This window comes from Paraburkholderia sp. 35.1 (assembly GCF_050436525.1).
In the GTDB taxonomy this organism is placed as follows: domain Bacteria; phylum Pseudomonadota; class Gammaproteobacteria; order Burkholderiales; family Burkholderiaceae; genus Paraburkholderia; species Paraburkholderia tuberum.
The window spans coordinates 1794782-1807989 of sequence record NZ_JBNDMJ010000002.1 but is presented as its reverse complement, the minus strand read 5'-3'; the positions used below and the strand labels follow the sequence as shown (position 1 = coordinate 1807989).

Sequence of the window (13208 nt, the reverse complement as noted above, 5' to 3'; positions counted from 1 at the left end):
AAGGAGGTTGGTATCTCAGGGTCATGCATGTGTTTTTTTCAACTGCCTTTCCACGTGTTCTTTGCTGCTCATTGTTCCAGTGTAGGCATTCGAGGCCCGCGCGCCGGACATTGCACCGCGCGCAAGCAGCGGGCCGGTGCGTGCAGCAACTTATGGGCCTGATGCGCCTCGCTTTCCCTCAGCTCAAAGTCGCGGCATGAGATTTGCAGCATACCGGCAAGGCGCACGCATTGCGCGCCGTCGAAACGCCACCACACCAAACCGGGAGAACACAGATGATGCGCAACCCGCAGATCACACCGCTGGCCGCTTCCGCATCGCTTCTCGCCGCCATTACGCTGATTTCCGCGTTAGGCACGTGCGGCAGCGCGTTCGCGCAAGGCGCGCCGCAGGCGATCACCGAAAAACGCACGGACGTCGTGCAGCTCGCGAGCGGCTATCGCGCGTCGAAGCTATCGGGCGCGGACGTGTACAACCGCAACAAGGACAACATCGGCACGCTCGATGATCTGATCGTGTCGCCGGGCACCGAGCGCACCACGTATGCGATCCTGTCGGTCGGCGGCTTTCTCGGCATGGGCAAGCATCTGGTCGCCGTGCCGTTCAACGATCTGCAGATCGACAACCGGCGTGTCGTGCTGCCCGAGGCGACGAAGAAATCGCTCGAGGCGTTGCCGGAGTTCAAGTACGCGAATTGAGCGCGGCGTTGCCGCGTCGAATCGATCGACGCGGCAACGGGCCGTCCATGCACATGCGTTCAGGGGCGTAGTCAGCCGAGCAGCTTGTCGGGTGTAATGGGCAAATCGCGGATGCGTTTGCCGGTCGCATGCCAGATCGCGTTGCACACTGCCGCGGCCACGCCCACCACGCCGATTTCGCCGACACCTTTGACGCCGAGCGGATTGACGATGTCATCGCGCTCGTCGACGAACAGCACGTCGATCTCGTGAATGTCGGCATTCACCGGCATGTGATATTCGGCGAGGTTGTGATTCATCTGGCGTCCTAGCGCGTGATCGAACTGGCCGTGCTCGTGCAGCGCCATGCTGATGCCCCACACGACGCCGCCCGCGACCTGATTGCCCGCCGTCTTCGGATTGACGATGCGTCCCGCCGCGACCGCGCTGACCACGCGCGTCACCCGCACAGTGCCGAGCGCTGCGTCGACGCGCACTTCGGCGAACACCGCCGAATGCGTGCCCATCGAATACGCCTGCTGCTTTTCGTGCGGCTTCACGCTGGCCTGCTCTTCGAGTTCGTCCAGCCCGGCGCGCTGCAACAGCGTCGCAATCGCGATCGAGTCGTCCGCGTGTGGGCCGCACACGAGCCGGTTGCGCTCGCGCCGCACGTGTTCGCGAGTCGCCAACGCGAACCGTGCCCCACCATGTTCGCGCGCCAGTTCAACCAGACGGTTGTGCAGGCGCGTACACGCGGCATCGACTGCGCTGCCCACCGACGACACCGTCCACGATCCGCCCTCGATCGGCGCCTTCGGCAGCCGGGTGTCGCCGAGTTCGAAGCTGACGTCGCCGAGCGGCACGCCGAGCGCATCGGCGGCGATCTGCGTCATCGCGGTGTAGGTTCCGGTGCCGATATCGGCGGTCGAACTCGACACGCTGACGCGGCCATCGGGCGTCAACACCGCGCGTGCGGCCGCTTCGTTCTGCATCGCGTCCCACACACCGGTCGCCATGCCCCAGCCGATCAACTCGTTGCCGTCGCGGCGTGCGCGCGCCTCGAGCGGCCGCCCCGCCCAGCCGAAGCGGGCCGCGCCATCGCGATAGCAGTCGCGCAGCGCCTTGCTCGAAAACGGCAGATTCTTGTTCGCGTCGCGCTCCGCATAGTTGACGAGCCTCAATTCGAGCGGGTCCATCCGCAATGCCTCGGCCAGTTCGTCCATCGCGACTTCGAGCGCAAAGAGCCCTTGTGTCGCGCCGGGCGCGCGCATGTCGGCCGGTGTCGGCACGTCGAGCTTCGCGACCCTGTAGCCCATCGACACGTTGTCGCATCGATACAGCTGCCCCGCCCAGTTGACCACCACGTCGCAGTAGTCCTCGTAGCGCGAGGTTTCCGACACGGCCTCGTGGATCACCGCCTGCAGGCGGCCATCCGCCGACGCGCCGAGCGCGACGCGCTGCACCGTTTGCGGACGATGCGCGAAGGTGAACATCTGCTGCCGCGTCAGCGTGACGCGCACGGGTTTCTTCAGTTCGCGCGCGGCCATCACCGCGAGCGCCAGATGATATTGCGGCCGCAAGCCGGAGCCGAACGCGCCGCCGACGAACGGCGACACCACCTGCACTTCGTCGTCTTTCAAACCGAACACACGCGTCAGATAGCCCTTCGTATTGACGACGCCCTGAGTCTTTTCATAGACGGTCAAGCGTCCTTGCGCATCGGGCACCACGGTGCATCCGTGCATTTCCATCGGATTGTGATACTCCGGTGGTGTCGTGTAGAAAGCGTCCACGCGCGCCTTGGCATCGGCCAAGGCCTTGCGTGGGTCGCCACGCTCGGGCGGAGGCGGATCGAAGCCGCCCTTCTCGGCCGACGGCGGCACGGCGCTCGTCAACGCTGCTTCGATATCGGTCTGGTGCGAGCCGGCCTCGTAACGCACCTGCACCAGCGACGCCGCGTAGCGCGCCAGTTCCAGCGATTGCGCGACCACCAGCGCGACCGGCTGCCCGCTGTACCACACGCGCTCGTCCCACAGCGGCCTCAATGGCGTGCCGCCGGGCGCGACCATGTCCTTGAACGCGTCGACGTCCGACGGCAGCGCCGGGCGCTTGCGATGCGTGAGCACGAGCAGCACGCCGGACAGCGCCTCGGCGGCCGAGGTATCGATCGACACGATCTTGCCTGTCGCGATCGTGCCCGACACGACGACGCCATACACGAGCCCCTCGACGCAGAACTCGGCGGCATATTGCGCGGCGCCGGTCACTTTGACGGGCCCGTCCACACGCGAATGCGGCACGGCGGTGGCAGGCTTCGGGCTGCCTGTCGACGGCAAGGTTTCGGCACGGTTCATCGCGCGGCCTCCTCGAACGAACGTTGTGTGGCCTCGCCGAAGGCGCGCACGATCACGCGCGCCGCGAGTTCGATCTTGAACGCGTTGTCGCGCTGAGCGCGCGCACCGCGCAGCAGCGTCGCCGCGAAATCGCGCAACCTTCGCGCGTTCAACGTCTCGCCGCGCAGTGCGGCTTCGGCGGCGGGATCGCGCCACGGCTTGTGCGCGACCCCGCCGAGCGCGCAACGCGCGTCGACGATCCGCGACTCGTCATCGAGCTCGACACCGACCGCGGCCGACACCAGCGCGAACGCATACGATGCGCGGTCGCGCACCTTCACGTACGCGTGATGCGCGGCAAAACCTTGCGGCGGCAGTTCGATCGCGGTCACGAGTTCGTCGTCGCGCAGGTTGGTGTCGATCTGCGGCGTACCGCCGGGCAGCCGGTGAAAATCCGCGAACGGCAGCGTGCGTGCGCCGTCGTTGCCGATCAGATGCACAGTGGCGCCGAGCGCCGCCAACGCGACGCACATATCGGACGGATGCACGGCGATGCAGTGCTCGCTGGCACCGAGGATCGCGTGAATGCGGTTCACGCCGTGCAGCGCCGGACAGCCGCTGCCGGGTTCGCGCTTGTTGCACGGCGTGCCCACGTCGTAGAAGTAGTAGCAGCGCGTGCGTTGCAGCAGATTGCCGCCGACCGTCGCGACGTTGCGAATCTGCGGCGACGCGCCCGCCAGGATCGCTTTCGCGAGCAGCGGGTAGCGTGTCGCGACAGTATCGTCATACGCGAGCGCGCTATTGGTGACGAGCGCGCCGATCTTCAGGCCGCCTTGCGCCGACGCTTCGATCTGCCTGAGCGGCAAACGGTTGATGTCGACGAGCAAAGCCGGGCGCGCCACGTCTTCGCGCAGCAGGTCGACGAGATTCGTGCCGCCCGCGATGAACGCGGCGCCCCTGTCCGAACGATGCCGTTCGAGCGCATCCTGCACCGCATCGGCGCGCGTGTACGAGAAGCGGTTCATGGCCGCGCTCCAGATTTATTCGCGACCGCACTGTCTTGCCTTGCGTCATCGTCACCGAAATGCGCAGCGTCGAGAATCGCCGCGACGATGTTCGGATACGCGCCGCAACGGCACAGATTGCCGCTCATCTGCTCGCGCACATCGTCCGCGCAGCGCGCATGTCCTTCTTCGAGCATCGCGTACGCCGAGCAGATTTGTCCGGGCGTACAGTAGCCGCACTGGAACGCGTCGTGATCGATGAACGCCTGCTGCAGCGGATGCAACGTGTCGCCGTTCGCGAGACCTTCGATCGTCGTGATCGATGCGCCGTCGTACACGACCGCGAGTGCGAGGCAGGTATTGATCCGCTGGCCATTGACGATCGCCGTACAAGCGCCGCATTGACCGTGATCGCAGCCCTTCTTGGTGCCGCTCAGGTGCGCATGCTCGCGCAGCAGATCGAGCAGCGAGGTCCACGCTTCGACGTCGAAGCGCCGCGTCTCGCCGTTGATCTCGAACGTCAATGCATGCGACGCGGGCGCGTCGGCCCGGGCGGTTTCAGCATCGGGGGTAGCCATCGGATTTCCTCCTCACAAGGCATCGCGCAAGCAATGCGACACGCGACGGAACTCAACGCAACTCAAACCAATGCAAAGCGGCGACAGCGCGCGAGCGCGATGCCGCCGCGGCGTCCGGCGCGTCGCGAGGCAGGCCGACGCGCTCGACGGATCGCTTATTGCCCCGCCCCACTACCCGCGCGCGGCGGCGTCGCGCCTTTGAAGCGCCTGTTGGTGGTTTTCCCATTGCCGCCGCCGGCGACGCCATTGGTGGCGCCCCCCGATTCGCCGACATTGCCGTTCGCATTGTTCGCGCTGGTCGTGTCCGGCGTGCGCGATTCTTCCAGGCTTGCGCCGGGTTGCGCGGCAGACTTGCGGTTTTGCATGGACGGATTGGTACCGGTCTGCGCGAAGCCCGCCTGCGCAAAGCCTAGCGCGAAGCAGCCTGAAACGAGCGCGGCAGCCAGTTTGACGGATACATCGATCTTCATGGCACTCTCCCTTATGACGTTATGAAAACCCACTGCGCGAACCTCGTACGTGAGCGCAGGCGGCCATGCCGCCATCAGTTCGACAACCTAAATAATCGGCGCGCCGCCGGTTACCGCAATCGTCGCGCCCGAGATGTAGCTCGCTTCATCCGACGCGAGCATCACGTACGCGGCGGCCAGTTCGGCCGGTTGGCCGGGGCGCTTCATCGGCACCTGCTTGCCGAACTGCTCGACCTTGTCGGCCGGCATCGTCGATGGAATCAACGGCGTCCAGATCGGTCCCGGCGCCACGCAGTTCGCGCGAATGCCCTTTTCCGCGAGCAATTGCGCGAGGCCACCGGTGAAGTTCTGGATCGCGCCCTTGGTGGTCGCGTACGCGATCAGGCGAGGATTCGGATGATCGGCATTGATCGACGAAGTATTGATGATCGCGCCGCCCGGCTTCATATGGCGCACCGCCGCGCGCGTGATTCTGAACATCGCGCCGATGTTGGTATCGAAGGTCCTGTCCCATTCTTCGTCGCTGATCGCATCGAGCGACGGATAGCTCATCTGATACGCGGCGTTGTTGACCACCACGTCGAGCCGGCCGAATGCCTCGATCGCCTTGTCGACGATCGCATCGCAATGCGTGCGATCGCGGATATCGCCGCCGACCAGCACCGCCTTGCGACCCGCGTCCTCGACCCAGCGCGCGGTCTCGCGCGCATCGTCGTCTTCGTCGAGATAGGCGATCAGCACATCCGCACCTTCGCGCGCGAACGCGATCGCGACCGCGCGGCCGATGCCGCTGTCGCCGCCGGTCACGATCGCCGCCTTGCCTGCGAGACGCCCCGATCCTTCATAGGTTTTCTCGCCGTGATCCGGTTGCGGGTTCATGTCGGCCGTCCGGCCGGGCCTCTGATCCTGCTGCTGTTCAGGAAACGGCGGTGCCGGACGTTGCGTGTCGCTCATGTCGGATCTCCCTCGGTGCGAATGACCATGGGCGGCGCGCACGAACGCGCCGCGTCATCGGTCTTTCAGCAACGAGTGGGCCTGCATGCAATAGCGAGAGGAAACTCCTGTGCGCCGGGCAGCGCAGGGGCACGCATGGCTTAAGAAACTGCGTTGGACAGAACGGTGGCGGACAGATGGCAGATTGATGACAAACGGATTCGCAGAGCGACGAGTGCGATTTTCTGCCGACGACCGTGCAGAAATAACAGAACTGTCAGTGAGTTTTCGCTAACAACGTGATTCAGATGATGGCTCCGCCGCATGCAACGCCGCCGCCGATTCGAGCACGCGCAGCAGACGCTCGGGTGTCAACGGTTTGGCGCAATGCGCGTCGAAGCCGGCGGCCTTCGCGAGCGCGCGATCGTCGCGCGACGCAAACGCGGTACACGCGACCAGCAGCATGTGTGAAGTCTGCGGATGCGCGCGCAGCCGCCGCGCGAGTTCGAGCCCGTCGAGTCCAGGCATCTTGATGTCGAGCACCACCGCGAACGGCTGCCATTCGCGCGCGGTCTCGCACACGGCAAACGGATCGTCGAGCGCGCGGCATTCGAAGCCGTCGGCCATCAGTAGCATTTGCAGCGCATCGGCCGCTTCCCGGTAATCGTCGACTACCAGCACGCGACGATGCGCGGCCATCGCATAGCGGATTGGTCGCCATACGAGCACGTCGTCGCTGCTGTCCACGTTGTCGTTGAACACAGTCATTTTTTCTCGCCCTTTTACATTGGCCCTGAAGGGCATCCGCGCCACCCGTGCAAGATTCGATCCCGTTGCGTCCGCCGGACTACGACCGGTTTTTTGTTATTTCCGCTTCGCTCGGACGATGCCGCGGCCAGCACGCCTGGTCGCGCATTCCGACGTTGCAATCACCTGGAATGCGGGATTCAGCGTGCCCATTCATCACGGCGTTTGAATGACGGCGCCTGCGATGTGCGCGCTGCGCAACATCGATCGACGCACTGTCCTTGTGCGATCCGTCTCGTTCAGAGGCGTCGCACGATATCGGTATTTCAACGGATTGAGGGGTCCACGCAATGCAAGCCGCAATCGCACTTATGGCGCGAATCGATGACGCGGTCTTATCAAAAGAATAAGCGACGATGCCGATAAAAAAATGCTCGACATGTTAGGGGTTTGTGCTCTGCGGGTTATCCCGCACGATTATCGATAAACCCTTTCAGCATCGCGAGCGTATCGGCGTCGTCGATGTGTTTGTCCGTGCGCCAGCGCAGCATGCGTGGAAAACGCACGGCCACGCCGGACTTGTGACGCGAACTCGCTTGTATCCCTTCGAAGCCGATCTCGAACACGAGCGTCGGCGTCACGCTGCGCACGGGGCCGAATTTATCGACGGTGGTCTTGCGCACGATCGCATCGACCCGACGCATCTCTTCATCCGTGAGCCCTGAATAGGCCTTCGCGAACGGCACCAACATGCGCACGCCGTCGGCCTCGTCCCACACCGCGAAAGTGTAGTCCGTGTAAAGACTCGCGCGACGGCCATGACCGCGCTGCGCGTAAACAAGTACAGCGTCCACCGCATAAGGCTCGATCTTCCATTTCCACCACGTGCCCGACGCCTTGGTACGACCGACGCCGTACATCGACTCGCGCTCCTTGAGCATCAAGCCTTCGACGCCGCGCGCGCGGCTCTCGTCGCGCAACGCCGCGAGCGCGGTCCAGTCCGCTGCAAGGACGAGCGGCGATACGCGCAGCAGACCACGCGCGAGCGTGCCATCGACGGAGCTGGCCAGCGCATCGAGGCGTGCACGCCGTTCAGCGAGCGGGTTCATGCGCTGGTCCCGTCCGTGTGCTTCGAGCAGATCGTATGCGAGCAGCGCGGCGGGCGAATCCGCGAGTATCTTGCGCGTCAGCGTCTTGCGCGCGATGCGCGGTTGCAGCCGCGCGAACGGCAATGGCGCTGCCGCGCCGGGCTCCCACGCGAGAATCTCGCCATCGATCACGTAGCCATCGGGTAATGACTCGCCCAATGCCGCGACTTCGGGAAAACGATCGGTAATCAGATCCTCGCCGCGCGACCACAACCACACGCGGCCGCCGCGTTTGACGAGTTGCGCGCGTATGCCGTCCCACTTCCACTCGATCAGCCAGTGCGCGGGATCGCCGAGCGTCGCCGGATCGGTCTGCAAGGGATGCGCGAGAAAGAACGGATACGGCAGGCCGAGGTCGCTATCGTGTTCAGGCGCGTGCGCTTGCGGATCGTCGTCGGTCTCCGGCGCGATCAGACGCAGATAGCGCGCCGCATCGGGCTTCTGTTGCGAATCGGTCCAGCCGACCATTCGTTGCGCGATCCGCTTGTGATCGACGCCGGCCACTTCAGCGAGCGCACGCACCACCAGTTGCCGCGCGACGCCGACACGAAAGCCGCCGCCGATCAGCTTGGTCAGCAGGAAACGACCGCCCCAGTCGAGTTCGTCCCAGTAGCCGAGCAGACGCCTGCGCAACTCGTCGGGCGGCAGGCCGCGCAGCGGCAGCATGCGTTGCTCGATCCATTGCGTGAGACCCAGCTCGGAGTTGCGCGACGCGGGCGGCAGGATATGCGCGATGGTCTCGGCCAGATCGCCCACCGCGTGATACGACTCCTCGAACAGCCACTCGGGCAAGCCGGCGCGCTCGCGCGCGATTTCGGTCAGCAAACGCGTCGGCACGAGTTGACGCGGCTTGCCGCCCGCGAGGAAATACGACGCCCATGCCGCGTCTTCGGGGTCGGCCACCGAGAAATAACTCGTCAGCGCCGCGAGCTTGTCGTGCGTCGACGTGGTCGCATCGAGCGCGGTGTAGAGAGCCGCGAAGCGTTTCATACGGTGCCCGTCATGATTCGCTCGTCGCCGGCGCTTCGTCGGCGCCGGCCGCGTCGGCTTCGACGGTATCGTCGCCGTATTGCGTTTCGAACGCGCTGGCGTGCAGGCCCTGCTCGTTGAGCCAGCGCACCATCGGTTCGATCGAGCCATGCGTGACGATCACGCGGGAGGCGCCGCTCTCGCGTATCGCCGTTTGCAAACCCGGCCAGTCCGCGTGATCCGACAGCACGAAGCCACGATCGACGCCGCGCCGGCGACGCGCGCCGCGCAGGCGCATCCAGCCCGACGCGAACGCATCGCTGTAGTCGCCGAAGCGCTTGAGCCACGCGCTGTTCTGCGCGGACGGCGGCGCGACGATCAGCGCCTGTTTGAATACGCCCTTGTCTTTCGCTGCAATCTCGCCGACCAGACCGAGCGCCGGCAGACGCACGCCCGCGTCGCGATACGCGCGATTGAGCGGCTCGAGCGCGCCGTGGCAGAAGATCGGCCCGATCGCCGCATCGACACTCGCGAGCACGCGTTGCGCCTTGCCGAATGAATAGCAGAACAGCACCGACGCGCGCCCTTCGGAGGCGTTGTGACGCCACCATGAATCGATCGAATCGAACACGCTTTGCGGCGTATCCCAGCGATAGATCGGCAGACCGAAGGTCGATTCGGTGATGAACGTATCGCAGCGCACCGGTTCGAACGCGGCGCAGGTCGGATCGGCTTCGAGCTTGTAGTCGCCCGACGCCACCCACACGCGGCCCGCGTATTCGATCCGCACCTGCGCCGAGCCGAGCACGTGCCCGGCCGGATGCAGCGACACGCGCGCCGCGCCAATCGTCAGCGGCTCGCCGTAGTCGAGCGTGTGCAGCGCGATGCCGGGCAGCCGCGATAGCAGCACGCTCGCGCCCGCGCGCGCGGCCAGGTAGCGCTGATGACCGAAACGCGCGTGGTCGGAATGCGCATGGGTGATCACCGCGCGTTCGACCGGCCGCCACGGATCGATGTAAAAATCGCCGGGCGGGCAATACAGTCCCTCCGGCCGCGCGATCACCAGATCGTTGGCTTGCGGCGCGGTGTCGGTCTGACGCGGCGGCTGATCCATCGGCTGTCCTCGGCAAGGGAACGCGATCTTGCGAACGCGGCCAAGCAAACTATATGCCGCGCCATTGATGGCTCCGTTTCTGCTTACGGTATATAAAGCACACAGGCGTGTCGAGAGCGGCTGCCATCCGGCAGTGCCCGGCGCGCACCGCGAGGCCTCATGCCGATCCTGCTCGACCAGCAAGCGCTGTATATCGCCAGACATCCCTGGCGCTTCCTGCTGCAAACGCTGAAAGCGTTTCGCGCGAACCAGGGGCTGCTGCTCGCGGGCGCGGTCGCGTACTACGCGTTGCTGTCCATCGTGCCGCTGCTGATCCTGATCGTCATCGTGTTGTCGCGCGTGGTGCCGCAGCAACTGGTGCTCGACGCGCTTGCGCATCTGCTGCGCTGGCTCGTGCCCGGACAATCGGCCGCGCTCGTGCGTGAGCTGTCGAACTTCCTGCTGCATCGCGCGGTAATCGGCTGGGTGCTGCTGCTGACGATGATCTTCTTCAGCTCGCTCGCGTTCACCGTGCTCGAAAACGCGATGTCGCTGATCTTCGTGCATCGGGTCGTCGTGAAGCGGCGCCACTTCCTGATCTCGGCGCTGCTGCCGTACTGCTACATCCTGTTTCTCGGCGTGGGACTGCTGATCGTCACGTTCGTGTCGAGCGCGCTCGACACGATCGGCGCCGAAGGACTCAGACTGTTCGGCCTGCACGTATCGTTGCAGGGCTTCTCGCGAGTGATGCTGTATCTGTTCGGGCTCGCCGGCGAAATCTTCGTGCTGACCTCGGTGTATCTGGTGATGCCGGTGGGACGGCCGTCGCTCAAACACGCGCTGATCGGCGGCGTGGTGGCCGGCGCGTTGTGGGAGATCACGCGGCACGTGCTGGTCTGGTATTTCGCCACGCTGTCGCAGGTCAGCGTCGTCTATGGCTCGTTGACGATGGCGATCGTGATCCTGCTCAGCTTCGAATGGCTCGCGACACTGCTGCTGTTCGGCGCGCAGGTGATATCGCAATACGAGCGCTTCGGCCACGAACCGCTCGACGCGCCGCAGCCGAGGATCAAGACCGGGTAGCAAGCCATTCGCAAGGAACAACCCTTGCTCGCCGATACCGACGACGGCCGCCCATTTCGCAGGGCGGCATCGACTGGCTATCGAGGAGTAAGGATCATGGCTGAAACCGTCGGCGATTTCATCATCGGGCGGCTGCATGCATGGGGCGTGCGGCGTATCTACGGCTATCCAGGCGACGGCATCAACGGCGTGTTCGGCGCGTTGAACCGCGCGCAGAGCGAAGCGAAGAAACGCCACAAAAGCACGGATCAGCCGGGCCCGATCGAATTCATCCAGGTCCGTCACGAAGAAATGGCCGCGTTCATGGCCTCCGCGCATGCGAAATTCACCGGCGAGTTGGGCGTGTGCATCGCCACCTCGGGGCCGGGCGCATCGCATCTGCTGACGGGGCTGTACGACGCGCGCATGGATCACATGCCGGTGCTGGCGATTACCGGTCAGCAGGCGCGCGCGGCGATCGGCGGACACTATCAGCAGGAGCTCGATCTGCCCGCGATGTTCAAGGACGTGGCCGGCTCGTTCGTCGGCTTTGCGACGATGCCCGCGCAGGTCCGCCACCTGGTCGATCGCGCGGTGCGCATCGCGCTCGCCGAGCGCGCGGTCACGGCGCTGATACTGCCGAACGATCTGCAGGACATCCCCTACGAGCCGCCGGGGCGCAAGCACGGCACGCTGCATTCGGGCATCGGTTACGCGCGCCCGCGCGTCGTGCCGAGCGACGAGCAGTTGCGCCAGGCGGCCGACGTGCTGAACGCGGGCCGCAAGGTCGCGATCCTGGTCGGCGCGGGCGCGCTGCACGCGACCGACGAAGTGATTGCGATCGCCGAGAAACTCGGCGCCGGCGTCGCCAAGGCGCTGCTCGGCAAGGCCGCGCTGCCCGACGATCTGCCGTGGGTGACCGGTTCGATCGGCCTGCTCGGCACGAAGCCGAGCTACGACATGATGACCCATTGCGATACCTTGCTGATGATCGGCTCGGGCTTCCCCTACTCGGAATTTCTGCCGAAGGAAGGCGACGCGCGCGGCGTGCAGATCGACATCAAGGCCGACATGCTGAGCCTGCGTTATCCGATGGAAGTGAACCTCGTCGGCGATAGCGCCGAGACGCTGCGCGCGCTGCTGCCGCTGCTCGAGGAAAAGAAGGATCGGCTGTGGCGCGAGCGCATCGAAGGCTGGGTGTCCGACTGGTGGAAGACGCTGGAAAAACGCGCGCACGAACCCGCGAAAGATGGCCTGAATCCGCAGCTCTCGGTATGGGAGCTGTCGAAGCGCATTCCCTCGAACGCGATCGTCACCAGCGATTCGGGCTCGGTTGCGAACTGGTACGCACGCGATCTGCAAGTGCAGCGCGGCATGATGTGCTCGCTGTCGGGCGGGCTCGCGTCGATGGGCGCGGCCGTGCCCTATGCGATCGCCGCGAAGTTCGCGTACCCCGAGCGGCCCGTGATTGCGCTCGTCGGTGACGGCGCGATGCAGATGAACAACATGGCCGAGCTGATCACGGTCGCGAAGTACTGGCAAGGCTGGAGCGATCCGCGCTGGATATGCATGGTGCTCAACAATGGCGACCTGAATCAGGTCACATGGGAGCAGCGCGTGATGGAAGGCGATCCGAAGTTCGAGGCCTCGCAGAGCATTCCGTCCGTGCCGTATCACCGCTTCGCGGAGCTGATCGGTCTGAAGGGCATCTATGTCGACAATCCCGATCAGATGGCCACCGCCTGGGACGACGCGCTCGCGTCGAATCGTCCGGTCGTGATCGAGGTGAAGGCCGATCCGAACGTGCCGCCGCTGCCGCCGCACGTCACGCTCGCGCAGGCCAAAGCGTTCGCCGAGACGTTGATGAAGGGCGACCCCGATCAGGGCAACGTGGTGGTCGAAACGGCGAAGCAGGTGCTCGGTGCCGTGCTGCCGGGGCATCACGACAAGTGAATGACGCGGTAGCGGCTCGACGACGCGTGTGCGCGCCAACGTTCGACGCAGAACGTGGCTGGTAAAATGGCGCGCGCTCCGTGCACGCGCTCATTGGGTCTGCTTCGCCGCAGGCCATCACGTCGGCCGTTATCTCATGCTCACACACGTCCTCGCCGTTTTCGCGGCGGCCCACACTGCGTCATTCGCGCAAGTCGCATCATTCGCGTCACTCGCGTCATTCGCGTCATCAGGCATGGAC

At 65.1% G+C, this 13208-nt stretch carries 11 protein-coding genes; 3 read left to right on the top strand and 8 right to left on the bottom strand.

Annotated features, from left to right (window positions below; translation table 11 throughout):
- Nucleotides 1-275: 275 nt before the first annotated feature.
- Nucleotides 276-698 (top strand): PRC-barrel domain-containing protein, encoded by a 423-nt coding sequence (locus OKW27_RS14325; RefSeq protein ID WP_090809933.1) that lies wholly within the window; start codon nucleotides 276-278, stop codon nucleotides 696-698.
- A 71-nt stretch (nucleotides 699-769) separates the two neighbouring features.
- On the opposite strand, the gene OKW27_RS14320 is transcribed toward OKW27_RS14325, so the two are convergent.
- The 8 genes from OKW27_RS14320 to OKW27_RS14285 form a co-directional block, all read right to left on the bottom strand.
- Nucleotides 770-3031, bottom strand: a complete 2262-nt coding sequence (locus OKW27_RS14320) for a xanthine dehydrogenase family protein molybdopterin-binding subunit (protein WP_429333869.1) — start codon at nucleotides 3029-3031, stop codon at nucleotides 770-772.
- On the bottom strand, nucleotides 3028-4035 hold the full coding sequence (locus OKW27_RS14315; RefSeq protein WP_429333868.1) for an FAD binding domain-containing protein: 1008 nt from the start codon (nucleotides 4033-4035) through the stop codon (nucleotides 3028-3030). Before OKW27_RS14315 ends, OKW27_RS14320 begins: the two co-directional genes overlap by 4 nt.
- Nucleotides 4032-4592 (bottom strand): (2Fe-2S)-binding protein, encoded by a 561-nt coding sequence (locus OKW27_RS14310; RefSeq protein ID WP_429333867.1) that lies wholly within the window; start codon nucleotides 4590-4592, stop codon nucleotides 4032-4034. The genes OKW27_RS14315 and OKW27_RS14310 overlap by 4 nt, the downstream gene beginning before the upstream one ends.
- 155 nt (nucleotides 4593-4747) lie before the next feature.
- Entirely contained in the window at nucleotides 4748-5062 is a 315-nt protein-coding gene (locus tag OKW27_RS14305) for a hypothetical protein (RefSeq protein ID WP_429333866.1), read from the bottom strand.
- Between the two features lie 87 nt (nucleotides 5063-5149).
- Nucleotides 5150-6016 carry a glucose 1-dehydrogenase gene (locus tag OKW27_RS14300; RefSeq protein WP_429333865.1) on the bottom strand — a complete coding sequence of 289 codons (867 nt, stop codon included), beginning with the start codon at nucleotides 6014-6016 and terminating at the stop codon, nucleotides 5150-5152.
- Nucleotides 6017-6286: 270 nt separating this feature from the next.
- A complete protein-coding gene (locus OKW27_RS14295; RefSeq protein WP_018425151.1) occupies nucleotides 6287-6763 on the bottom strand; it encodes a response regulator in 477 nt (158 codons plus the stop codon).
- A 443-nt stretch (nucleotides 6764-7206) separates the two neighbouring features.
- The gene (locus OKW27_RS14290; protein WP_429333864.1) at nucleotides 7207-8880 is read right to left on the bottom strand and encodes an ATP-dependent DNA ligase; all 1674 of its coding nucleotides are present in this window, start codon (nucleotides 8878-8880) and stop codon (nucleotides 7207-7209) included.
- Between the two features lie 10 nt (nucleotides 8881-8890).
- Nucleotides 8891-9973 (bottom strand): ligase-associated DNA damage response exonuclease, encoded by a 1083-nt coding sequence (locus tag OKW27_RS14285; RefSeq protein ID WP_090809919.1) that lies wholly within the window; start codon nucleotides 9971-9973, stop codon nucleotides 8891-8893.
- Between the two features lie 159 nt (nucleotides 9974-10132).
- Here OKW27_RS14285 and OKW27_RS14280 point away from each other — a divergent pair, with 159 nt between their 5' ends.
- Both OKW27_RS14280 and OKW27_RS14275 read left to right on the top strand, forming a co-directional pair.
- Entirely contained in the window at nucleotides 10133-11035 is a 903-nt protein-coding gene (locus tag OKW27_RS14280; protein ID WP_090809917.1) for a YihY/virulence factor BrkB family protein, read from the top strand.
- A 96-nt stretch (nucleotides 11036-11131) separates the two neighbouring features.
- Nucleotides 11132-12967 (top strand): thiamine pyrophosphate-requiring protein, encoded by a 1836-nt coding sequence (locus tag OKW27_RS14275; protein WP_090809915.1) that lies wholly within the window; start codon nucleotides 11132-11134, stop codon nucleotides 12965-12967.
- Nucleotides 12968-13208: the final 241 nt, after the last annotated feature.